18 protein-coding genes and 1 pseudogene are annotated in these 21,851 nt (G+C 71.1%); 8 read left to right on the top strand and 11 right to left on the bottom strand.

Features of this window, described 5'->3' with window-relative positions:
* The 3 genes from cydD to GPJ59_RS02415 form a co-directional block, all read right to left on the bottom strand.
* Window positions 1-2,790 (bottom strand): thiol reductant ABC exporter subunit CydD (cydD, locus tag GPJ59_RS02425; RefSeq protein ID WP_308120090.1); only part of this gene is annotated, 2,790 nt, incomplete at its 3' end.
* Window positions 2,791-2,804: 14 nt separating this feature from the next.
* Window positions 2,805-3,809: a cytochrome d ubiquinol oxidase subunit II gene (gene cydB, locus GPJ59_RS02420; RefSeq protein WP_219664661.1), complete on the bottom strand. Its 1,005-nt coding sequence runs from the start codon at window positions 3,807-3,809 to the stop codon at window positions 2,805-2,807.
* A gap of 18 nt (window positions 3,810-3,827) precedes the next feature.
* The gene (locus GPJ59_RS02415) at window positions 3,828-5,333 is read right to left on the bottom strand and encodes a cytochrome ubiquinol oxidase subunit I (protein WP_219664660.1); all 1,506 of its coding nucleotides are present in this window, start codon (window positions 5,331-5,333) and stop codon (window positions 3,828-3,830) included.
* 188 nt (window positions 5,334-5,521) lie between these two features.
* On the opposite strand from GPJ59_RS02415, the gene GPJ59_RS02410 reads away from it, so the two are divergent.
* Window positions 5,522-5,890 carry a cyclophilin-like fold protein gene (locus GPJ59_RS02410; RefSeq protein ID WP_219664659.1) on the top strand — a complete coding sequence of 123 codons (369 nt, stop codon included), beginning with the start codon at window positions 5,522-5,524 and terminating at the stop codon, window positions 5,888-5,890.
* A gap of 66 nt (window positions 5,891-5,956) precedes the next feature.
* Here GPJ59_RS02410 and hisC read toward each other — a convergent pair whose 3' ends face one another.
* On the bottom strand, window positions 5,957-7,036 hold the full coding sequence (gene hisC, locus GPJ59_RS02405) for a histidinol-phosphate transaminase (RefSeq protein WP_219664658.1): 1,080 nt from the start codon (window positions 7,034-7,036) through the stop codon (window positions 5,957-5,959).
* 350 nt (window positions 7,037-7,386) lie between these two features.
* On the opposite strand from hisC, the gene GPJ59_RS02400 reads away from it, so the two are divergent.
* The 3 genes from GPJ59_RS02400 to GPJ59_RS02390 all read left to right on the top strand — a co-directional run bounded on the left by GPJ59_RS02400 (window position 7,387) and on the right by GPJ59_RS02390 (window position 10,976).
* The gene (locus tag GPJ59_RS02400; RefSeq protein WP_219664657.1) at window positions 7,387-8,502 is read left to right on the top strand and encodes a LacI family DNA-binding transcriptional regulator; all 1,116 of its coding nucleotides are present in this window, start codon (window positions 7,387-7,389) and stop codon (window positions 8,500-8,502) included.
* Window positions 8,503-8,669: 167 nt separating this feature from the next.
* Entirely contained in the window at window positions 8,670-9,998 is a 1,329-nt protein-coding gene (locus GPJ59_RS02395) for a metallophosphoesterase (RefSeq protein ID WP_374200766.1), read from the top strand.
* Window positions 9,999-10,148: 150 nt separating this feature from the next.
* Entirely contained in the window at window positions 10,149-10,976 is an 828-nt protein-coding gene (locus GPJ59_RS02390) for a hypothetical protein (protein ID WP_219664655.1), read from the top strand.
* 19 nt (window positions 10,977-10,995) lie between these two features.
* On the opposite strand, the gene GPJ59_RS02385 is transcribed toward GPJ59_RS02390, so the two are convergent.
* Complete coding sequence (locus GPJ59_RS02385; RefSeq protein ID WP_219664654.1) at window positions 10,996-11,889, bottom strand: hypothetical protein; 894 nt, start codon at window positions 11,887-11,889, stop codon at window positions 10,996-10,998.
* Window positions 11,890-12,091: 202 nt separating this feature from the next.
* On the opposite strand from GPJ59_RS02385, the gene GPJ59_RS02380 reads away from it, so the two are divergent.
* Window positions 12,092-13,180 (top strand): glycosyltransferase, encoded by a 1,089-nt coding sequence (locus tag GPJ59_RS02380; protein WP_308120089.1) that lies wholly within the window; start codon window positions 12,092-12,094, stop codon window positions 13,178-13,180.
* A 28-nt stretch (window positions 13,181-13,208) separates the two neighbouring features.
* Here the strand turns inward: GPJ59_RS02380 and GPJ59_RS39030 are convergent.
* Window positions 13,209-13,569, bottom strand: a pseudogene (locus tag GPJ59_RS39030) (aldo/keto reductase); the annotation flags it as partial.
* A 645-nt stretch (window positions 13,570-14,214) separates the two neighbouring features.
* Window positions 14,215-16,008 (bottom strand): phosphomethylpyrimidine synthase ThiC, encoded by a 1,794-nt coding sequence (gene thiC, locus GPJ59_RS02370; protein WP_219664653.1) that lies wholly within the window; start codon window positions 16,006-16,008, stop codon window positions 14,215-14,217.
* A gap of 181 nt (window positions 16,009-16,189) precedes the next feature.
* On the opposite strand from thiC, the gene GPJ59_RS02365 reads away from it, so the two are divergent.
* Complete coding sequence (locus GPJ59_RS02365) at window positions 16,190-17,617, top strand: YibE/F family protein (RefSeq protein WP_219664652.1); 1,428 nt, start codon at window positions 16,190-16,192, stop codon at window positions 17,615-17,617.
* A 68-nt stretch (window positions 17,618-17,685) separates the two neighbouring features.
* On the opposite strand, the gene GPJ59_RS02360 is transcribed toward GPJ59_RS02365, so the two are convergent.
* From GPJ59_RS02360 to GPJ59_RS02345, 4 genes are all read right to left on the bottom strand, one after another.
* On the bottom strand, window positions 17,686-18,135 hold the full coding sequence (locus GPJ59_RS02360; RefSeq protein ID WP_219664651.1) for an SsgA family sporulation/cell division regulator: 450 nt from the start codon (window positions 18,133-18,135) through the stop codon (window positions 17,686-17,688).
* A 97-nt stretch (window positions 18,136-18,232) separates the two neighbouring features.
* The gene (locus tag GPJ59_RS02355; RefSeq protein WP_219664650.1) at window positions 18,233-19,003 is read right to left on the bottom strand and encodes an IclR family transcriptional regulator; all 771 of its coding nucleotides are present in this window, start codon (window positions 19,001-19,003) and stop codon (window positions 18,233-18,235) included.
* Window positions 19,004-19,194: 191 nt separating this feature from the next.
* Complete coding sequence (locus GPJ59_RS02350) at window positions 19,195-19,413, bottom strand: DUF5326 family protein (RefSeq protein ID WP_219664666.1); 219 nt, start codon at window positions 19,411-19,413, stop codon at window positions 19,195-19,197.
* A 254-nt stretch (window positions 19,414-19,667) separates the two neighbouring features.
* Entirely contained in the window at window positions 19,668-19,985 is a 318-nt protein-coding gene (locus GPJ59_RS02345) for a cupin domain-containing protein (protein ID WP_219664649.1), read from the bottom strand.
* Between the two features lie 38 nt (window positions 19,986-20,023).
* Between GPJ59_RS02345 and GPJ59_RS02340 the strand changes: the two genes are divergently transcribed.
* Window positions 20,024-20,398 (top strand): phage holin family protein, encoded by a 375-nt coding sequence (locus tag GPJ59_RS02340; protein ID WP_219664648.1) that lies wholly within the window; start codon window positions 20,024-20,026, stop codon window positions 20,396-20,398.
* Window positions 20,399-20,514: 116 nt separating this feature from the next.
* Window positions 20,515-21,693 (top strand): cystathionine gamma-lyase, encoded by a 1,179-nt coding sequence (locus GPJ59_RS02335; protein ID WP_219664665.1) that lies wholly within the window; start codon window positions 20,515-20,517, stop codon window positions 21,691-21,693.
* Window positions 21,694-21,851: the final 158 nt, after the last annotated feature.

Below are 21,851 nucleotides of genomic sequence, written 5' to 3'. Positions count from 1 at the left end.
TTTTGACAAGAAGAAGCCGGAAAACGATACCAGCCTCGTTCTCGTGGGCCGGGAATTGTTTAAAAGAGACGGGGCCGGGCCCGGGCGGCCCGCCAGTGCGCCGGCGACGGTCAGCTCGGCGGTGCCGGTGAGCAGGTCGGCCACCCGGGTCGCGAGCTCGCCGCGGGCCGGCGCGAGCCGCCGTTCCGCACGGCGCGCACAGGCGCCCGCGACCAGCGGCACCCCGATCCCGGCGGCCAGCAGGCCGACGGCGAGCACGGCGCCGGCCTCGGGCAGCAGCCATGCGGTGAAGGCGACCGAACCGGTACCGACGAGGACGGCCGTCCCCACGGGCAGCAGCCAGCGCAGCCAGTAGTCCTGGAGGGTGTCGGCGTCGGCGACCAGCCGGGTCAGTAGGTCCCCGCGCCGGGTGTGCCGCAGCCCGCCGGGGGCGATCCGCTCCAGCCGCCGGTAGACCGAGACGCGCAGGTCCGCGAGCATCCGCAGCACGGCGTCGTGCGACACGAGCCGCTCGGCGTACCGGAACACGGCCCGGCCGATGCCGAAGGCACGCGTCGCGGTGACCGCCACCATCAGGTGCAGCACGGGCGGCTGCTGCGACGCGCGCGAGATCAGCCAGCCCGACACGGCCATCAGCCCCACGCTGCATCCCACGGCCAGCGCCCCGAGCACCAGCCCGAGTGCGAACCGGCCCCGCCGGGCCCGCGCCGCGTCCCGCACCCGCCCGAGGGCGTCCCGCCCAAGGGCGACTGCCCGCCGGCCGTCCTCGCCGAGGCGGTCGGACCCGCGCAGGCCACCACCGCTCTTCGGTCCGCGGGCGGGAAAGGCGTCCCCGGCGGCAGCGCCAGCGGCTTCGGCTGGAATGGCGGCTCCGGCAGCTCCGGCAGCTCCGGCAGCTCCGGCGGGAGCCGACACCGCGGCGGTCGCGGACCCGTCAGCGGTCGCGGACCCGTCGGCGGCGCGGACCACGGTGTCGCGGACCGCCGTGTCGGCCTCGGCCCCCGAACCGCCGGCGCCGGGCGCCGACGCGAGGTGGGCCGACGAGAGGTGGGCCGACGAGAGGTGGGCCAGCTCGGCGGACACCGACTCGGCAGACATCCGCTCGACGGACGCCGACTCAGCAGGCGCCGACTCGGCAGGCATCCGCTCGGCAGGCCCGCCCGCCGAGGCAAGGCGCACCACCCGGTCCGCCACCGCCAGCAGGGCCGGCCGGTGCACCACCAGCAGCACGGTGCGCCCCGCCGACAGCCGCCGGACCGCGTCCACCACCGCCGCCTCGGTCTCGCCATCGAGCGCTGCGGTCGGCTCGTCCAGCAGCAGCACCGGACGGTCCGCGAGGAACGCCCGGGCCAGCGCCAGCCGTTGGCGCTGGCCGGCGGACAGGCCGAGACCGCCCTCGCCCAGCACCGTCTGCGCCCCGCGCGGCAGCGCGGAGACGAACTCCCAGGCCCCCGCGTCCCGCAGGGCGGCCGTCACCTGCTCGGGTGTGGCGTCGGGCCGGGCCAGCGCCACGTTCTCGGCGATCGTCCCCGCGAACAGGTGCGGCCGTTGCGGCACCCAGGCGACCTGGCTGTGCCAGTCCGCCGTCGACAGGTCCGCCAGGTCCACGCCCCCGACCCGTACGCGCCCCTGCGCCGGCTCCACGAAGCCCAGCAGCACCCGCAGCAGCGTGGACTTGCCCGCCCCGCTCGGCCCGGTGAGCGCCACGCACTCCCCCGCGGCCACGGTCAGGGACACCGGCCCGGGGGAGGCCTCGGCCCGCCCGGGGTACCGCACCGCCACGTCCTCGAAGCGCAGCTCGTGCGAGGCGGGCACCGGTGCGGTGCCGCCGGCCGCCGACCGCGGCGCCTGGAGCACCTCGAAAATCTCCTCCGCCGCCGCCAGGCCCTCGGCGGCCGCGTGGTACTGCGCTCCGACCTGCCGCAACGGCAGGTACGCCTCGGGTGCCAGGATCAGGATGACCAGCCCCGTGTACAGGTCCAGCTCGCCGTGCACGAGCCGCATGCCGATCGTCACGGCGACCAGCGCCACCGACAGGGTGGCCAGCAGCTCCAGGGCGAAGGAGGACAGGAACGCGATCCGCAGGGTCCTCAGAGTGGCCCGCCGGTACTCGTCGGTGATCCTCCGGATCGACTCGGCCTGGGCCTTGGCCCGCCCGAACACCTTCAGTGTGGGCAGCCCCTCCACGACGTCCAGGAAGTGCCCCGACAGCCGGGACAGCAGCCGCCACTGGCGGTCCGTCCGGGCCTGGGTGGCCCAGCCGATCAGGGCCATGAACACCGGGATCAGCGGCAGCGTGACCACGATGATCGCCGCCGACACCCAGTCCTCGGTGACGATCCGCGCGAGCACGGCCGCCGGCACCACCACGGCGAGGCCCAGCTGGGGCAGATAGCGGGAGAAGTAGTCGTCGAGCGCGTCCACGCCACGCGTCGCCAGCGTGACGAGCGCCCCCGTGCTCGCCCCGTTCCCCTCGGGGCGGCCGGCGGCCCGTTCCAGCAGCCGCCCGCGCAGCTCGGACTTGACCGCCGCGCTGGCCCGGTGGGCGGCCAGTTCGGTCAGCCACGCCACCGACGCACGGCCCAGGGCCACGGCCGCGAGCAGCAGCAGCGGGGTGCGGAGCGCGGACGAATCCAGGCCCTTCTCGAAGGCCCCGACCACGATCTCGGCGATGAGCATCGCCTGGCCGACGACCAGACCCGCGCCGGCCAGCCCGAGGGCCACCACCGCGGCCAGGAAGAGGCGGGTGGAGCGGGCGTACTGCAGCAGGCGCGGGTCGATCGGTTTCACGTGAAACATGCCCCCTAGTGCGCGGCGTCGGCGATGTGCTGCGTGCCGATCCGCTTGCGGAAGACCCAGTAGGTCCATCCCTGGTAGAGCAGGACCAGCGGGGTCGCGATCGCCGCGCACCAGGTCGTGATCTTCAGGGTGTACGGGCTGGACGCGGCGTTGGTGACCGTGAGGTTCCAGGCCGGGTCGAGCGAGGACGGCATGACGTTCGGGAACAGCGTCAGGAAGAGCATCGCGACGGCGGCCGCGATGGTGACACCCGACAGGGCGAACGACCAGCCCTCCCGCCCGGCCAGATTGGCGCCCAGCGCCCCCACCAGGGCCAGCACCGCGACGACCGCCGCGGCCAGGCTCGACGCGTCACCGCGCGAGACCTGTGTCCAGCCCAGGAAGACCAGCGCCAGGACGGCGGTGGCCACGCCCAGCCGGGTGGCCAGGGCCCGCGAGCGGTCCCTGATCTCACCGACCGTCTTGAGCGAGGTGAACACCGCGCCGTGGAAGGTGAAGAGCGTCAGGGTGACGAGGCCGCCGAGGACCGAGTAGACGTTCAGGAGGTCCCCGAAGGTGCCGACGTACTCCTTGTGCTGGTCGATCTTCACGCCCCGCACGATGTTGGCGAAGGCCACACCCCACAGGAACGCGGGGATCAGCGAGGTCCAGAAGATCGCGTGTTCCCAGTTGGTCTGCCAGGCCTCCTCGGACCGCTTGGCGCGGTACTCGAAGGCCACGCCGCGGACGATCAGGCAGACCAGGATGAGGAGCAGCGGCAGGTAGAAGCCGGAGAAGAGGGTGGCGTACCACTCGGGGAAGGCGGCGAAGGTGGCCCCGCCGGCGGTGAGCAGCCAGACCTCGTTGCCGTCCCAGACGGGTCCGATGGTGTTGATCAGGACCCGCTTCTCGGCCCGGTCGCGGGCCAGGAGCTTGGTCAGGACGCCGACTCCGAAGTCGAAGCCCTCCAGGAAGAAGTAGCCGGTCCACAGGACGGCGATGAGTACGAACCAGATGTCGTGGAGTTCCATGGTGCGGTCTCCTCACCCTCAGTACGAGAAGGCCATCGGCCGGTCGGCGTGCGCGTCGTCGCCGCCGATCCGGGTGGGCGGGTTCAGATCGGCCTCGGTGAGCTCGGGCGGGCCGGCCTTGACGTACTTCACGAGGAGCCTGACCTCGATCACGGCGAGCACGGCGTAGAGCAGGGTGAAGACGATCATCGACGTGAGCACCTCGGCCTGGGACACGCCGGGGGAGACGGCTTCCCGCGTGCGCAGGACTCCGTAGACGACCCACGGCTGACGGCCCATCTCGGTGAAGATCCAGCCCCAGGAGTTGGCGATCAGCGGGAAGCCCATGGTCCACAGGGCGAGGATCCAGTACCACGAGGCCAGCTTGGGGCTCAGGGGCTTCTTGAAGAGGACCAGGTGCGGGACCTCGTCCTCACCGGTCCGGTACGCCGCCGGCAGCAGGAACCTCTTGCGGGTCAGCCACAGCCCCAGCATGCCGAGCCCGAGGGAGGCCATGCCGAAGCCGATCATCCAGCGGAAGCCCCAGTACGCGACCGGGATGTTGGGCCGGTAGTCGCCGGGCCCGAACTGCTGCTGCTCGGCCTTGTTGACGTCGTTGATGCCCGGGACGAAGGAGTCGAAGTCGTTGTGGGCGAGGAAGGACAGCAGGCCGGGGATCTCGATGGCGACCTCGTTGTGGCCCTTCTCCACGTCCCCGTAGGCGAAGACGGAGAAGGGCGCGGGCGCCTCGCCGTCCCAGAGGGCTTCGGCCGCGGCCATCTTCATCGGCTGCTGCTCGTACATCACCTTGCCGAGCAGGTCACCGCTGACGGCGGTGCCGAGGCCGGCGATGATCAGCGTGACCAGACCGACCCGCAGCGAGCTGCGCATCACGGGGACGTGCCGCCGGCGCGCCAGGTGGAAGGCGGAGATACCGACCATGAAGGCGCCGCCGACCAGGAACGCGGCCGTGATGGTGTGGAAGAACTGGGTGAGGGCGGTGTTCTGGGTCAGTACTGCCCAGAAATCCGTGAGCTCGGCGCGTCCGGTCGCTTCATTGATCTTGTAGCCGACCGGGTGCTGCATCCAGGAATTGGCCGCGAGGATGAAATAGGCCGACAGCACCGTGCCGAGCGCGACCATCCAGATGCAGGCCAGGTGGATCTTCTTGGGCAGCTTGTCCCAGCCGAAGATCCACAGACCGATGAAGGTCGATTCGAAGAAGAAGGCGATCAGCGCCTCGAAGGCCAGCGGGGCCCCGAAGATGTCACCGACGAACCGCGAGTAGTCGGACCAGTTCATGCCGAACTGGAACTCCTGCACGATGCCGGTGACCACACCCATCGCGATGTTGATGAGGAAGAGCTTGCCCCAGAACTTGGTGGCCCTGAGGTACTTCTCCTTCTCGGTCCGGACCCAGGCGGTCTGCAGGCCGGCGGTCAGCGCGGCGAGCGAGATCGTGAGCGGGACGAAGAGGAAGTGGTAGACGGTGGTGATGCCGAACTGCCAGCGCGCCAAGGTCTCGGGCGCCAAAGCCAGATCCACGTCGTTGTCTCCTTTTCGACGGGTCACAGCGGGCAGCTGCCTGGCGGGATTCCCCCCGTAACGGGAGGAAGCAGGGACACGCTTGTGAACGCGTTCACATTCACAAGCATTATGACGCACCGACTTTCGGACTTACCAGGGGGGTACCCCCCTAGCGAGAAAATTCAACAGATTGTTGAATGTCGCCCATGCAGATACGGATCTCCTGGCCCGCGGGCCAGCTCACCGCGACCCTCGACGACACGCCCACGGCCAAGGCCCTGGCGAACTCCCTGCCGATCTCCGCCTCCGCGCACACCTGGGGCGAGGAGGTCTATTTCGACACCGGGGTCTCCGTGGCGCTGGAGGCCGACGCCCGGCAGGTCGTCGACCCCGGCACGGTCGCGTTCTGGACCGAGGGCGACGCGCTGGCGCTGCCCTACGGCCCGACGCCCATCTCGCGGGGAGGCGAGAGCCGCCTGGCGAGCCCGTGCAACGTGCTCGGCTCGTTCGACGGCGACCCCCGCCTGCTGGCCACCGTCCGCGACGGCGACCCCATCCGCGTGGAGCTGGCCTGACCTCGGCGGCCCCACCGGCTCCAGCAGCCCCACCAGCTCCCGGAGCCCTCGAAGCTCCTAGAGCTCCTAGAGCTCCTTGAAGAACGCCTCCGCCGTGTGCAGGAAGAGGTCATTGGCCTCGGTCTCACCGATCGTGACCCGCAGGCCCTCACCCGGGAACGGCCGGACCACCACACCGGCCTTCTCGCAGGCCGCCGCGAAGTCGGCGGTCCGCTCGCCCAGCCGCATCCACACGAAGTTCGCCTGGGTGTCCGGCACCGTCCAGCCCTGGGCGACCAGACCCTCGTAGACCCGCGTGCGCTCGCAGACCAGCGAGCCGACCCGGCCCAGCAGCTCGTCCTCGGCCCGCAGCGAGGCGACCGCCGCGTCCTGCGCGAGCTGGCTGACGCCGAAGGGGACCGCCGTCTTGCGCAGCGCCGCGGCCACCGGCTCGTGCGCCACCGCAAAGCCGACCCGCAGGCCCGCCAGGCCGTAGGCCTTGGAGAAGGTGCGCAGCACCGCGACGTTCGGGCGGTCGCGGTACAGCTCGATGCCGTCCGGCACCTCCGGGTCGCGGACGAACTCCTTGTACGCCTCGTCCAGCACCACCAGGACGTCGGAGGGCACCCGGTCCAGGAAGCGCTCCAGCTCCGCCCGGCGCACCGCGGTGCCGGTCGGGTTGTTGGGGTTGCAGACGAAAATCAGACGGGTCCGCTCGGTGATCGCCTCGGCCATCGCGTCCAGGTCGTGCACGTCCCCGTCGGTCAGCGGCACCCGCACCGACGTGGCGCCGGAGATCTGGGTGATGATCGGGTACGCCTCGAACGAGCGCCAGGCGTAGATCACCTCGTCGCCCGGGCCGGCCGTCGACTGGATCAGGGACTGGGCCACGCCCACCGAGCCGGTGCCGGTGGCGATGTGCTCGACGGGGACGCCGAACCGCTCGGCGAGCTCGGCGACCAGGCCGGTGCAGGCCATGTCCGGGTAGCGGTTGAAGCTCCCGGCCGCCGCGACGGCCGTCTCCAGCACCCCCGGCAGCGGCGGGTAGGGGTTCTCGTTGGAGGACAGCTTGTACGCGACCGCACCTCCGGACGCGGCCGGCTTACCCGGCTTGTAGGTGGGGATGCCGTCCAGCTCGGCGCGCAGCTTCGGGCTCTTCTCGCTCACCGCAGGTCCTCCTCGACCTTCCCGTACAACTCAATACTGCTCACCTTATGAGGATTCCGCCCGGCCGGAAATGGACGGCGCCAGGAATGCGGGGGAGCGCGCGCATATATGCGTGCGCCGGTGGCCTGCGCCGTGGCGCGCGTCCCTCGTGCAGGTGAGTTGAGTCCTCCCCGAGACCCGAGCGTTTTGGCATGCCCGTACCCGCCGACAAGCTACCCCCATGGCCTCTGTCACCAACTCCCTTCACTTCCAAGGTCATTGGGGGTGGCGAACCATGCAGAATCGTGCCTGTCAACGGGTGCATATGCACCCGGACCACCCACCCTGCCGAGCCCTACTATCGGCTCGCCATGACAGCAGCAGGGAAGCATCAGGTGAGCCGGACCGAGACCACCCGACGGGCAGCCGGCCGACAGGGCCGGGCCGGCATCAGGGACGTGGCCGCCGCAGCGGGCGTCTCGATCACGACAGTCTCCGACGCGCTCAATGGCAAGGGCAGGCTGCCGGACGCCACCCGCCGCCACGTCCGCGAGGTCGCCGACCGACTGGGATACCGCCCCTCCGCGGCCGCCCGGACCCTCCGTACCGGCAAGTCGGGTCTCATCGGCCTGACCGTGACGACGTACGGGGATGAACCTTTCACCTTCACCGAATTCGCGTACTTCGCCGAGATGGCACGGGCCGCCACCTCCGCCGCGCTCGCCCGCGGCTACGCCCTGGTCATCCTCCCCGCCACCTCCCGCCACGACGTGTGGTCGAACGTCGCCCTCGACGGCACCGTCGTCATCGACCCCTCCGACCACGACCCCGTCGTCACCGAGCTGGTCCGCCAGGGCCTGCCGGTGGTCTCCGACGGCCGCCCCGCCGGCTCGCTCCCCGTCACCGCCTGGGTCGACAACGACCACGAGGCCGCCGTCCTGAACCTGCTGGACCACCTCGCCGCGGCCGGCGCCCGGCGCATCGGACTGCTGACCGGCACCACCACCGACACCTACACCCGGCTGTCCACCACCGCCTACCTCAACTGGTGCGACCGGGTCGGCCAGGACCCCGTCTACGAGTCCTACCCCGCCCACGACCCCTGCGCCGGCGCCGTCGCCGCCGACCGCCTGCTCGCCCGGCCCGACCGGCCCGACGCCGTCTACGGCCTGTTCGACCCCAACGGCACCGACCTGCTCGCCGCCGCCCGGCGCTACGGCCTGCGCGTCCCCGACGACCTGCTGCTGGTGTGCTGCAGCGAGTCCACGGTGTACGCCAACACCGAGCCGCCCATCACCACCCTCTCGCTCAAGCCCCGGCGCATCGGCACCGCGGTCGTCCAGCTCCTCATCGACGCCATCGAGGGAGTCGACACCGCGCGGCCCGTCGAGCAGGTGGTGCCGACCGAACTGATCGTCCGTACGTCCTCGCAGCGCAGGCAGCCCCGCACCACGGTCAGCCCGCCCCGCTCCCCGGCTCAGAACTGACAAGTAGCCAAATCGGGAGGAACTGACCGGAACAATTCGCTCCGGTCAGGATTCACCACCCCTGGTGCGTCACACAGAGCGAGCCGCATTCCTATGATGGGCGCACGACATCACGGACCCTCCGGCCGGGAGGACAGGAGGGTCCGCAGGTGTACGGCAGCGCGACGGTGGTGGAGGGGTCGATGACTCAGGGGGCCGGTCAGGGACCCGCGGTGCGGACGGAGACGCTGCGGGACTTCCGGGTGCCGGTTTCCGAGCCCGTCGCCTACCCCGCGGCCGCGGAGCACCACCCCGACGAGGCCCCCGTGTACGGCGACTACCCCGCGTACTACGACGAGGGCCGGGCGGCGTACGACGAGGTCCCGGCGGCATACGACGAGGGCCGGGCGGCGTACGACGAGGGCCGGGCCGCGTACGATCACGACCCGGCGGCGTACGACGAGGTCCCGCAGCCCCGGCAGGCCGAGGACCCCGAGCACCCCGCGTACGCTCCCCCGGCCCCGGCGGCCCCGCCCGCGCCGCCCGTGGCCCCCGCGGCGCCGGCCGAACCCGTCGCGGACGACGGCTACACGCCCACCCAGCGCGACCTGCCCGTCATCACCCGCGGCGCCGACGGACCCGGCAACACCGTCCAGGTCCAGTTCGTCCCCCAGGACGTCAGGTCGAACGGCCCCGGACCCCTCTACGTCGTCGGGGACGTCCACGGCTACCTCGACGAGCTGGTCGCCGAGCTCCAGGCCCAGGGCCTCGTCGACGCCGAGTGCCGCTGGTCGGCCGGCAACGCCCGGCTGTGGTTCCTCGGCGACTTCACCGACCGCGGCCCCGACGGCATCGGCGTGATCGACCTGGTCATGCGGCTGTCCGCCGAGGCGGCCGCCGTCGGCGGCTACTGCAAGGCCCTCATGGGCAACCACGAGCTGCTGCTGATCGGCGCCAAGCGGTTCGGCGACACCCCCGTCAACTCCGGCGCCGGCACCGCTACCTTCCAGGCCGCCTGGCTGCTCAACGGCGGCCAGCGCGCCGACATGGACCGGCTGGAGGACGTCCACATCCAGTGGATGTCCCGGCTCGACGCGGCCACGCTGGTGGACGGGCACCTGCTGCTGCACTCCGACACCACCGCCTACCTCGACTACGGCGACTCCATCGAAGACGTCAACGACAACGTCCACGAGCAGCTGAACCGCCACGACGCGGACACCACGTGGGACCTGTTCCGCAAGTTCACCAAGCGGTTCGCCTTCCGCGACGAGGAGAGCGGGCCGCAGGCGGTCCGCGAGCTCCTCGACACCTACGGCGGCGAGCGCGTGGTCCACGGCCACAGCCCCATCCCCTACCTGCTCGGCGAGGTCGCCGCCGAGGACGGCGACGAGTCGCGCGGCCCGGAGGCCGTCGACGGCCCGCACGTGTACGCGGACGGGCTCGCGATCGCGATGGACGGGGGAGTGACGATGGCCGGCAAGCTGCTCGTCGTACAACTTCCGCTGGGTGACTGAGCGTTCCCGACCATGGGTAATTCTGATAAGTCCCTGTCACCGCACGCCGGGGGCGCTCTACCATCGCTCTGTCCGTAGCAGGCTCTCCTCCGTTTCGTGCCGGCTGCCCGGTCTACGCGGGCTGACCGGCCCCGTACGGAGCATCGGGGGATGCACATGACCAGCGCTCCGCATCTGCTGACCGAGGACCGACCGGAGTTCGACCGGCTCCTGGACGAGGCGCTGCGCACCGCGCACGACCGGCCCGAGCTCGCCACGCTGGGCGAACGGCTGAACGCCGAACAGCTGCGCACCATGGCGCTGGGCGCCAGTGCGCTGCTCACCGCGGCCGCGGCCGCCGAGTACGACCACTACGTGAAGGTGCGCGAGGAGCTGCGCGAGGAGCCGGCCGCGGGTCCCGCGGAGGGCGTCGCGGACGACGGCGGGGGCGGGGGCGGGGGCGGGGGCGGCGGGGCCGGGGTCAGCGCGGTCGTCGCGGTGCTGGCGCCGGTGCTGGCCGGCGCCGCCATGATGATCTTCCTGCTGGTGGGCTACATCCTGAAGCTCATCGAGCCCGAACCCGCATTCGCCGACACCCTGCTCACCACCGGCTGGTTCTTCGGCGCCCTGACGGCCGTCGCGATCCTGGTCGCCGCGATCGGGCTGCTCGTGGCGGCCGTACGCAACAGCGCGACGGAGGTCGTCCCCCAGCCGCCCGAGGCGGTGCCCGAGGAGGTCTCGCGGGCGCGGGAGGCGTGGCTGCACGCGCTGCTGGAGCGGGGGATCATGCCGTTCCTGCGGGACGCGCTGGCCGATCCGACGGCGGGCACGGGCTTCCCGGTGCCGCGTACGCCAGGGGCCGGGCGCATCCCCGATCTGGGATACACCCGGCCCGATTTCACCAGTCCCGGCGGGCCGGCGCAGGGGACCCGGCCCGGCTACACGGCCCCGGACTTCACCAGCCCGGACTTCGGGGGGCCGGAGACGGGGCCGCAGTAGGCCTGCCGGCGTCGCTGAGCTACTTCAACGCCTTCGGCAGGTGGCCGGGGTCGACCGGGCGGATCGGCTGCCGGGTGGACCGGCGGAGATCCGGGTCGTTCTCATCCGGCTGGGGGACGGTCGGGCGCCAGACGCCGTTGCAGGTGAGCCTGTCGGGGGTGCCGGGGACGACGTCGCAGAAGGTCTCCCAGATCACTCCGGTCGACGTCACGACCTCGATCGCCAGGCGGTTGGCCTGGTGCGCGATGGAGATCGCACAGGCGCCGCTCGGGAAGCGGCCGTCCGGGTTGGTGGTGAGGTCGTACCAGATCCAGGGCCCGACGGTCGCACCAGCCTCCGAGAGCTCGCGGACGCCCGCGTACGCGTTGCCGTCGCCGGGCAGCACGGCCTTGAATTCCCGGTCGGCGTTGTCGCGTACCGCGTCGAGGTCGACACACGGGCCCGGGGCACCGGGCGGACCCTGCGGGCCCTGCGGTCCCTGCGGACCCTGCGGGCCCTGGGCACCCGGCGCACCCGGCGCACCGGGGGCACCGGGCGGACCGGCCGGACCCCGCTTGCCCTTCTTGCCGCGCGGGCCGCGCGGGCCGCGCTTGCAGTCGTCGTCCTTGCCGTCCGCCTTTGCCCCGGGCGCCCTCCTGCGGTCCTCGTCGTCGTAGCGGCCGTCATCGTCGTAACGGCCGTCGTGGTGGGACTTGCAGTGGTCCGCCGGGCCGGCCGCCGGGGCCGCCACCGGCGCCGGGGCGGAGGCAGGGGCCGCCGAGGCGCCGGTCGAGAAGACACCGGTGAGCACCAGCGCGGCCGACACGGCGACGGTGCCGCCGGTCAGCCAGGAGGTCCGCCGGGGCAGCGGGCCGAGGAGGGGTCGGATCCTGCTCGCAGGAAGGTCGGGACGGTCGGGACGATGGGGACGCATGCGCCGCTCCTTGCCGATTAACGGATGGAATGACTTCCGCGCACATCCTGAGGACCGGATCCGCCCAGGACACGGCGCCTCGCGCACCCGTCAGCGGAACGGAGCAGCGACGCGCCACCACTCGGGTGCCTCTGGTCGGCGACCTGGACCCGGTCCCGCGCGCCGGGGTCCCGCAGACCCCGGCCGTCCCTAGGGTCCCGTCGTGAAGCCGACCATCTGCCTCTGCATGATCGTGAAGAACGAGTCCGCCGTCATCGAGCGCTGCCTGGCGTCCGTACGCGACCTCATCGACACCTGGGTCATCTCCGACACCGGGTCCACCGACGGCACCCAGGACCTCATCCGCCGCGCCCTGCACGGCATCCCCGGGGAGCTCCACGAGGAGCCCTGGGTGAACTTCGGCCACAACCGCAGCCTCAACATCGCCCACGCCCGCGACAAGGCCGAGTACCTGCTGCTCCTCGACGCCGACCTCGTCCTGCGGAGCGAGGGCCCGCTGCCGCGGCTCACCGCGGACTCGTACATGCTGCGCCACGAGGGGGCGACGGAGTACCGGATCAAGCGGCTGGTGCGCGGCAGCATCCCCTGGAGGTACGAGGGGGTCACCCACGAGTACCTCACCTGCGAGGGCCAGGACACCGAGCGGAACCTCGACGCCCTCGTCATCGAGGACCACGCCGACGGCGGCTCCCGCCACGACAAGTTCGAGCGCGACGCCCGGCTGCTCGGCGCCGAGCTCGAACGCGACCCGGACAACACCCGTACGGTCTTCTACCTCGCCCAGACCCTGCGCGACATGGGCGACATCGCCCAGGCCGTCCGCCTGTACGAGCGGCGCGCGGCCATGGGCGGCTGGGCCGAGGAGGTCTACTTCTCGCTGCTCCAAGTCGGCGTCCTGCACGCGGAGTCCGGCAACTGGCCGGCCGGCATGGAGGCCCTGACCCGTGCCTGGGAGTCCCGCCCCGAACGCCTGGAGGCCTGCTACGAGCTGGCCTCACGGCTGCGGGTACGCGGCCAGTACCACGCCGCCCACGCGGTGAACAGCGCCGCCCTGGACCGCCCCGCCCCCGACGACCTGCTCTTCATCCAGCCCTGGGTCTACCGCTGGGGACTGCTCTTCGAGCACTCCGTCACCTCGTTCTGGGTCGGCGACCCGGCCGGCTCGCTCGCCGCATGCGACCGGCTGCTGGCCATGCCCGACCTGCCCGAGCCCTACCGCCGCCAGACCGAGGCCAACCGAGCCTTCGCCACCGACCGGCTGGTCCCCGTACCCGCACGGGGCGAGGCGTGAACCACACCCCGTGCGGGGTGCCGGTCCGCTAGCGGTCCGCGTACGGGCGGCGCCGGCAGCGCGGGTCCGACAGCGACTGCCGACGCCAGGCCCCGTCGGGGTGGTAGAGGTTCGTGCCCGGCGGGACGATCCCGTCGATCCGGTCGAGCGCCGCGTCGTCGAGGACCACCCCGGCGCCCTTGACCAGGGCGTCCAACTGCTCCTCGGCCGTCCAGCGCGCCTCGACGATCTCCTCGGCCGGGAAGGAGGAGCAGCCGAAGGCGCGGATCTTCGGGCCGGTGCACCTGGTAGAGGTCGATCCAGTCGGTGTCGAGCCGGCGCATGCTCTCCTCCACCGCCTGCACGATCCACCGCCGCGAGTTGCCGCGGCGGTTGCGGCCCTCGCCCAGGCAGCCCCCTCCCTCAAATAGCGCCACGTGAAGCGCAATCAGGACATCTCACCGAGGCTCGCTCGAACGGTCGATCGTCGCGAACCGGCAGCCCACAGGAACGGCGCCCGCTGATCAACTGCGCACGATCCGGGCTCTGTTACGAGCTGAGGGGCGACGTGCGAGCGAGTAGCGGGGATACCTCGAAGTCTCCTCGGACTGTCCGGAAACCACGGCTGGGGGCCGTTGATCACTTGAGGGGGCCCTATCTCGCTCATATGGTCATTTTCCGATCGCAGGAGTGAACGACCACAGCAGGGGACGCAGATGGAAGACGGGCGAACGACAGGGGTAGTCCTGGGGCTTGCGGGCTTCAACGCGGCCCTGACCATTGCAGCAGCCGTCGTCACTTGGGATGACGGCCCCACCCCGTGGGTGGCTGCTGCGGCGAGTTCTTTGCTCGTCCTCCTCGTGCTTCTGCGGGTCGGCGCAGAAGCCGGCCACGGCTGAGCTGCCTGAGCCCTCCAGCCTCAGTACCGTCGTCGACGGCGAGCACGGATCGACATGGCTGGGGATGATCCAGCGTCTGAAGACCGGTCCGCAGAACGACGAAGGCTGACCGACGACTCCCCCCGGAATGCCGTCGGTCAGCCTCGTTTGCGCAGGTCAGTCCGCCAGCGGCAGGTAGACGCGGTTTCCGGAAGCCGCGAACTCCTTCGACTTCTCCAGCATCCCGGCCTCGATCTCCTCCGGGGTCGCGTCCGAGTCGCCGCCGAACTGCTCTGTGATGCTTCTGCTGATCTTCATCGAGCAGAACTTCGGGCCGCACATGGAGCAGAAGTGCGCCGTCTTCGCCGGCTCGGCGGGCAGCGTCTCGTCGTGGAACTCGCGGGCCGTGTCCGGGTCGAGGGCCAGGTTGAACTGGTCCTCCCAGCGGAACTCGAAGCGCGCGTCGGACAGCGCGTCGTCCCACTCCTGCGCGCCCGGGTGCCCCTTGGCCAGGTCCGCCGCGTGCGCCGCGATCTTGTACGTGATGACGCCGGTCTTCACGTCGTCGCGGTTGGGCAGGCCCAGGTGCTCCTTGGGCGTGACGTAGCAGAGCATCGCGGTGCCCCACCAGGCGATCATCGCCGCGCCGATGCCCGAGGTGATGTGGTCGTACGCCGGGGCGACGTCCGTGGTCAGCGGGCCGAGCGTGTAGAACGGCGCCTCCTCGCAGATCTCCTGCTGGAGGTCGATGTTCTCCTTGATCTTGTGCATCGGGACGTGGCCCGGGCCCTCGATCATCGTCTGGACGTTGTGGCGCTTGGCGATGGTGTTCAGCTCGCCCAGCGTCTTCAGCTCCGCGAACTGCGCCGCGTCGTTGGCGTCCGCGATGGAGCCGGGGCGCAGGCCGTCGCCGAGGGAGTACGTGACGTCGTACGCCGCGAGGATCTCGCAGAGCTCCTCGAAGTTCGTGTAGAGGAAGTTCTCCTTGTGGTGCGCCAGGCACCACGCGGCCATGATCGAGCCGCCGCGCGAGACGATGCCGGTCTTGCGGCGGGCGGTCAGCGGCACGTACGGCAGCAGCACGCCGGCGTGCACCGTCATGTAGTCGACGCCCTGCTCGGCCTGCTCGATGACCGTGTCCTTGTAGATCTCCCAGGTCAGCTCCTCGGCCTTGCCGTCGACCTTCTCCAGGGCCTGGTAGAGGGGCACGGTGCCGATCGGGACGGGGGAGTTGCGCAGCACCCACTCGCGCGTGGTGTGGATGTTGCGGCCGGTGGAGAGGTCCATGACCGTGTCGGCGCCCCAGCGGGTGGCCCAGGTCATCTTCTCCACCTCCTCCTCGATGGAGGAGGTCACGGCGGAGTTGCCGATGTTGGCGTTGACCTTCACCAGGAACTTCTTGCCGATGATCATCGGCTCGATCTCCGGGTGGTTCACGTTCGCCGGGAGCACGGCGCGGCCGGCCGCGATCTCCTCGCGGACGACCTCGGGGGAGACGTTCTCGCGGATCGCGACGTACTCCATCTCCGGGGTGATCTCACCGCGGCGGGCGTACGCGAGCTGCGTGACGGCCTGGCCGTCCCGGCCGCGGCGCGGCAGGCGGGGGCGGCCGGGGAAGACGGCGTCGAGGTTCTTCAGGCCACCGCGCGGCGACGTGTGCTTGATGCCGTCGTCCTCGGGGCGCACCGGCCGGCCCGCGTACTCCTCGGTGTCACCGCGGCCGATGATCCAGTTCTCCCGCAGCGGCGGCAGGCCGCGGCGGACGTCGGTCTCGATCTGCGGGTCGGTGTACGGACCGGAGGTGTCGTAGAGCGTGACGTCCTTGCCGTTGGTGAGGTGGACCTGACGGACCGGCACGCGGATGTCGGGGCGCGAACCCGCGACGTAGCCCTTGTGCCAGCCGGGCTGGCGCTGCTCCTGGCCGCTGCCGTCCTGGCTGGCGGCAGGCGTGGATGCGTCCTGAACGGTCATGAGACCTATCTCCCTACGCCGGCATTACCCGGTAACAGGTTCGGCGGTCGGCGCAGCCTCCTCCCGTACGCGTCTTCCTCGACGCGCGTACGGTGATCAGCGCCCTCTCAGCCCGGTGCTCCGAGCTCCCGCGTTGTGCAAAGGTGCCCCCACGCTAGCGTCATCTGTGGCGTGCTGAACAGTGGGCCCCCTCATCTCTTGCGATGATCTGCCCGTGACGTCCTCCCCGCAGCCCCCCACCGAATCGGTTCCGCCCCACGGCCCCGGCCCCGGCCCCGGCCACGGCTCCGGCCACGGGAGCGGACACAGCCATGGGCACGGCCATGGGCACGGGCACAGCCACGGACACGGTCCCGCCGCGCCGGTCTCCCAGCACCTGCGCAAGGTCATCGCGGCCGTCCTGATCCCCTTCGCCGCCGCGGTCGCCATCGGCATGGCCGTGCTCTGGCCGGGCGGGGCCCCCGAGCACGAGCGCACCGGGGTGGGCTTCGACCGGCAGACCCAGCAGGCCCGCGTCGTGAAGCTGGAGATTGTCGACTGCAAATCGGTGAACGTCGCCCAGGCGCCGCCGACCGGCGACCCCGCCGCCCCCCAGGGGGGCGGGGCCCCGCCCGGCGAGTGCAAGAAGGCCACGGTCGAGGTCGGCACCGGTCCGGACAAGGGCCGGACCTTTGTGGAGATCGTCCAGCCCGGTGCGCCACGGCAGCTGACCGACGGCCAGGAGGTCGTCGTCGCCTACGCGCCCGACGCCCCGCGGGACCTGCAGTACTCCGTCGTGGACGTGAACCGGAAGTTCCCGATCGCCCTGCTGGCCGGCGTCTTCGCCCTGGTCGTGGTGGCCGTCGGCCGGATGCGCGGGGTCTTCGCGCTGATCGCCCTCGTCGTCAGCTTCGGGATCCTGACGCTGTTCATCCTCCCGGCCATCCTGCAGGGATCGAATCCGCTGGTCGTGGCGGTGGTCGGGGCCAGCGCCATCATGCTGATCGCCCTCTACATGTGCCACGGGCTGACCGCGCGCACCTCCGTCGCCGTCCTCGGCACGCTCGTCTCGCTGCTGCTGATCGGGCTGCTGGGCTCGGTCCTGATCGACTGGGCCTTCCTGAGCGGCAACACCGACGACAACACCGGGCTGATCCACGGGCTCTACCCGGACATCGACATGAGCGGCCTGCTGCTGGCGGGCGTCATCATCGGATCGCTGGGCGTGCTCGACGACGTGACGGTCACCCAGACCTCGGCGGTGTGGGAACTCCATCAGGCCGACCCGGGGATGGGGACGCGCGCGCTGTACCGGGCGGCGATCCGGATCGGCCGCGACCACATCGCGTCCGTGGTCAACACGCTGGTCCTCGCGTACGCGGGCGCCGCCCTTCCGCTGCTCCTGCTGTTCTCGATCGCGAACAGCAGTATGGGTGCGGTCGCCAACAGCGAGCTGGTCGCGGAGGAGATCGTACGGACCCTGGTCGGCTCGATCGGGCTCGTGGCCTCCGTCCCGGTGACGACGGCGCTGGCCGCGCTGGTCGTCTCCGCCGACCGGCCGGCGTCCCCGTCCGCCGCCCCGGCCCCGGGGGCGGGCCGCGGCAGGCGGGGGCGCCGGCGCAAGCGCTGAGCCGCGCAAGCGTTGATTCGACACAGGCGTCGAGCCGGCACAGGCGCCGAGCCGGCGGCGTACGGCGGTCAGCCCGCGTTCTGCTCGTTCTGCCGGGCCTCGGACAGGATCTTGCCGAGTGCCTGGTCGAGGTGCTCCTCGAAGTCCCCGAGGTTGCGCTCCTGGCCGAGCGGGACCAGCCGGTCGGTCCGGTCGAGGAAGGCCACCAGCGGTGCCGCGCCGGCGCGGAACAGCGCCCGGTCGCCGCCGACCTGGAGCCGGATGTGGACGTCGGACAGGTCCTCGGGATCGGTGGGGGCGATGCGTACGTCCCCGTCACCGCACGGCTTGTTGATGCCGTCGAGGAGCAGCTCCCGGCCGAACGTCCAGGTCACGGGTGCATCTCCGGGGAGGTGGAAGGTCAGGCGCACCGCGTAGGGATCCGCTGCGTCGTACCGGAGCTCCACCGGGATCCGGAACGAGAGCTCCTCGGAAACGAGGAAGCTCATCATGACCTCTGCCTGTACCGACTCGCGCATTTCCTACCCCGCAGTGTTGGAAGTGGCCAGGAATGGTCCCCCAAGGCCCTCTTGACAAGGGTGGTGGAAGCGCCAGCAGATCACAAGGAGTGAGATTTCAGATACTGATAGAGAAGGAGAGCGTGCTCAACAGCGCGCCTACTTCACTCCGTAGCCGATCAACCGCATAGAGCAACTTGGCCTCTTGATGCAAGGGAAGAGAAATGGCCACGGTCGCGGCAATGTCACCCACGGTGATCGGAATTGCCGCGCACACAATGCCGAGGGCATATTCCTGGCGTTCGGTCACGGGCTGCGAGCGCTCCATGGAGGCGATCCGTGTTTCCATCGCCCGCATGTCCCGCACCGTGAACGGGGTGATGGCCCGGACCGGGTGGCGGTCGTAGTGGTCCCGGCGGGACTTCTCGTCGAGCTGGCCCAGCAGGCACTGGCCGATGGCGTGCGCGTGGGCCGTCTCGCGGAAGTCGGCCCATTCCTCGCACGCGCGCTGCGCGGGAGTGTCCGAGACGCCGACGAGCTCGATCTCGCCCTCGCGGTAGACCGCGAAGTACACCGGGGCGCCGACCACGTCGCGGAAGCGGGCGAGGGAGTCGACGATCATGCTGCGACGTTTCTGCTGCATTCCGCCGTCCGCCAGCCGACCGGCGGCGTCACCGAGCAGGAAGACCCCGCTCTCCCGCCGTAGATAGCCCTCGTGGGTCAGGGTCCGCAGCAGGTGGTACGCGGTGGGGAGCGGGAGCCCGGCCTCTCGCGCCAGCTGCTTGGCCGGGGCTCCCTCACTATGGGAACCCGCTGCCTCCAGCAGCCTCAGTGCCCGCTGCACCGAACCGATCAGGGTCGGCACAGCGGCGTTGTGAACCGGCGTCAAAGCACACCCCCAGGCATGGCGGCGGACGCGAGGGGTCTGGTTCGCGGGGCCCGCCCCCGCATGTCCGCGTCTCCTGGAGGTATTAACTCGACAGCCGGTGCCCAGGTGACGGCTGCCCAGATGACGGCATGGATTGCGCACCTGGGCCGATTCCCGGGCCGGAAGGATGATTCCGGCGCCGGGAGGCCGGGTCACCAGTCGCTGCGGGCGGACTTCGAGCCGCTTCCCGTGAAGCGCTTCACCACGAAGACGAGGCCGCCGACCAGGGCGACGAACAGCAGCGCCTTGAAGACGAAGCTGACCAGCGCGCCGAGGATGGTGGTGATCACCCCGCCGAAGACGAAGAGGGCCAGCAGCGGAACGGCGACCCACTTCACCCACCAGGGCAGGCCTGCGAATATCTCCCGGATGCCGTCCATCGCACCAACCTCTTCCTCGTGTGCGCCCGTGTCTTCCTCGTGCGCGCTCGTCCGTGACTTCCTGTCTCGATGCTAGGAGGACGGCCCGCCGACCGGGGGCGTGGCGGCCCCCGGAGTCCCCTGATCCGCCCCTTAGGGGGACCAGGGTCCGCGCGCTCCAGGTGATCAGGGTCGGGCTCGCGGCCGCGTGATCGGGGTCGGGCTCGCGAGCCTGATCGGGGTCAGGCTCGCGGGCATGATCCGGGTCAGGCCTCCGGCGGGGAGAACACCACCAGCACCCTCAGGTCCTCGGAGATGTGGTGGAACTTGTGCGGAACCCCGGCCGGTACGTAGACCACGCTGCCGCGCGCCACCGTCGTCGTCTCGTCCCCGACGGTGATCGAGGCCCGGCCGCTGACCACGAAGTACACCTCGTCCTGGCCGTGCGGGTTCTGCGGATCGGCCTGTCCCGCGTCGAGCGCGTACAGCCCGACCGACATGTTCCGTTCACGCAGGAACTGCAGATACGCGCCCTGGTTCGCGGCGCGCTCCGCCTCCAATTCGTCCAACCGGAACGCCTTCATGCTCCTCGTGACCTTTCTTCTCTGCCACGATCGGACCCATGACGAATTTCGTACTGAAGACGCTCGCCAATGCGGTGGCCCTGGCCGTGGCCTGGTTCCTGATCGACGACATCACGCTGACCGACGCGAGCGACGGCAGCAAGGCACTCACCCTGCTGCTCGTCGCCGTCGTGTTCGGGCTGGTCAACGCCATCGTCAAGCCGGTGGTGAAGCTGCTGTCGCTGCCATTGTTCATCCTCACGCTCGGCCTCTTCACGCTGGTCGTGAACGCCTTGATGCTGCTGCTGACCTCGTGGCTGGCCGGCAAGCTCGGCCTCGGCTTCCACGTGGAAGGCTTCTGGACGGCTGTCGTCGGCGGCCTGATCATCTCCATCGTCTCCTGGGCCGCGAACCTCGTCCTGGACCGGGACTGAACAACGGGCGCACAGTGCGGCGCACCGGACTGAACAGGAGCCACATGGACGGCATGAGCGAGCACGGCACGGGTGAGGAGCACGGCATGCGCGGGCCGGGCATGCGCAGGCCGGGCATGGGCGAGCCCGGCATCGGCGGGCCCGGCACGGGCGGGCACCGCCGGGCGCCGCTCGGCGACGGGACCCGGGCCGTCCGCGCCGGTCTGCCCGAGCCCGTCAAGAACGAACCGCCCCTGCCCGGCCCGGTCTTCGCCGCCCACTTCCACCTGCCCGGCGAGGTCGAGGGTCCGTACACCTACGGACGTGACACCAACCCCACCTGGACCTTGCTGGAGCGGGCCGTCGCCGAACTGGAGGCGCCCGGCGACGAGTCCGCCGAGACGGTCGTCTTCGCCTCCGGCATGGCCGCGGTCTCGGCCGTCCTGTTCTCCCAGGCCCGCGCGGGCGACACCGTGGTGCTGCCCGACGACGGCTACCAGGTGCTGCCGATGGTGCGCGCGCAGCTGGAGGCGTACGGGGTCCGCGTCCGCACCGCCCCCACCGCCGGCGAGGCCCAGCTCGGCGTGCTCGACGGCGCCCGGCTGCTGTGGATCGAGACCCCGTCCAACCCGGGCCTCGACGTGTGCGACGTACGGCGGCTGGCGGAGGCGGCGCACGCCGGCGGCGCCCTGGTGGCGGTCGACAACACCCTCGCCACTCCGCTCGGCCAGCGGCCCCTGGAACTCGGCGCGGACTTCTCCGTGGCCAGCGGCACCAAGGGCCTCACCGGCCACGGGGACCTGCTGCTCGGCCATGTCACCTGCCGCGACCCGCGGCTCGCCGCCGGCATCCGGCACTGGCGCAAGATCGTCGGCGCCGTGCCGGGCCCCATGGAGGCCTGGCTCGCCCACCGCTCCCTGGCCACCCTCCAGCTGCGCACCCACCGGCAGTGGGACAACGCACTGGCCGTGGCCGAGGCGCTGAGCCACCGCCCCGACGTCCGCGGGCTGCGCTACCCGGGGCTGCCGGACGACCCCTCCCACCAGCGGGCGGCCCGTCAGATGTGGGGCTACGGATCGGTGGTCTCCTTCACCTTGGCCGACCGGGCGCACGCGGAACGCTTCCTGTCCGCTCTGGACCTGGTCGAGGACGCCACGAGCTTCGGCGGGGTGCGCTCCACCGCCGAGCGGCGCGGCCGTTGGGGCGGCGACGCCGTGCCCGAGGGCTTCATCCGGTTCTCCGCCGGGATCGAGGACACCGAGGACCTGATCGCCGACGTCCTCAGGGCGCTGGACCTGGCCGGTTCACAGGACTGACCGCGCGCGCACCGGTCGAGCGGTGCCGCAGCCGCACGGCAGGAGACCGGCCGGGCGGTCCGAGCCTCCCCCCTCATGGCTCGGACCGCCCCGGGTTCCACACGTGAAGAACCACGGGAACAAGGCTAATTGACTCTCTGTCAGAGTCCAATCACGGT

The sequence above is a fragment of the Streptomyces bambusae genome (assembly GCF_019400985.1).
Classification (GTDB): Bacteria; Actinomycetota; Actinomycetes; order Streptomycetales; family Streptomycetaceae; genus Streptomyces; species Streptomyces bambusae_A.
Note: the sequence above shows the minus strand (reverse complement) of the source record. Positions and strands in the feature narration are given on the sequence as shown.

What these genes read in the sequence shown, in the direction of transcription:
- cydB (WP_219664661.1), bottom strand. Translation starts at nt 3,809, where the DNA reads ATGGAACTCCACGACATCTGGTTCGTACTCATCGCCGTCCTGTGGACC.
- GPJ59_RS02410 (WP_219664659.1), top strand. Translation starts at nt 5,522, where the DNA reads ATGCAGATACGGATCTCCTGGCCCGCGGGCCAGCTCACCGCGACCCTC.
- GPJ59_RS02400 (WP_219664657.1), top strand. Translation starts at nt 7,387, where the DNA reads ATGACAGCAGCAGGGAAGCATCAGGTGAGCCGGACCGAGACCACCCGA.
- GPJ59_RS02390 (WP_219664655.1), top strand. Translation starts at nt 10,149, where the DNA reads ATGCACATGACCAGCGCTCCGCATCTGCTGACCGAGGACCGACCGGAG.
- GPJ59_RS02385 (WP_219664654.1), bottom strand. Translation starts at nt 11,889, where the DNA reads ATGCGTCCCCATCGTCCCGACCGTCCCGACCTTCCTGCGAGCAGGATC.
- thiC (WP_219664653.1), bottom strand. Translation starts at nt 16,008, where the DNA reads ATGACCGTTCAGGACGCATCCACGCCTGCCGCCAGCCAGGACGGCAGC.
- GPJ59_RS02360 (WP_219664651.1), bottom strand. Translation starts at nt 18,135, where the DNA reads ATGCGCGAGTCGGTACAGGCAGAGGTCATGATGAGCTTCCTCGTTTCC.
- GPJ59_RS02345 (WP_219664649.1), bottom strand. Translation starts at nt 19,985, where the DNA reads ATGAAGGCGTTCCGGTTGGACGAATTGGAGGCGGAGCGCGCCGCGAAC.
- GPJ59_RS02340 (WP_219664648.1), top strand. Translation starts at nt 20,024, where the DNA reads ATGACGAATTTCGTACTGAAGACGCTCGCCAATGCGGTGGCCCTGGCC.
- GPJ59_RS02335 (WP_219664665.1), top strand. Translation starts at nt 20,515, where the DNA reads ATGGGCGAGCCCGGCATCGGCGGGCCCGGCACGGGCGGGCACCGCCGG.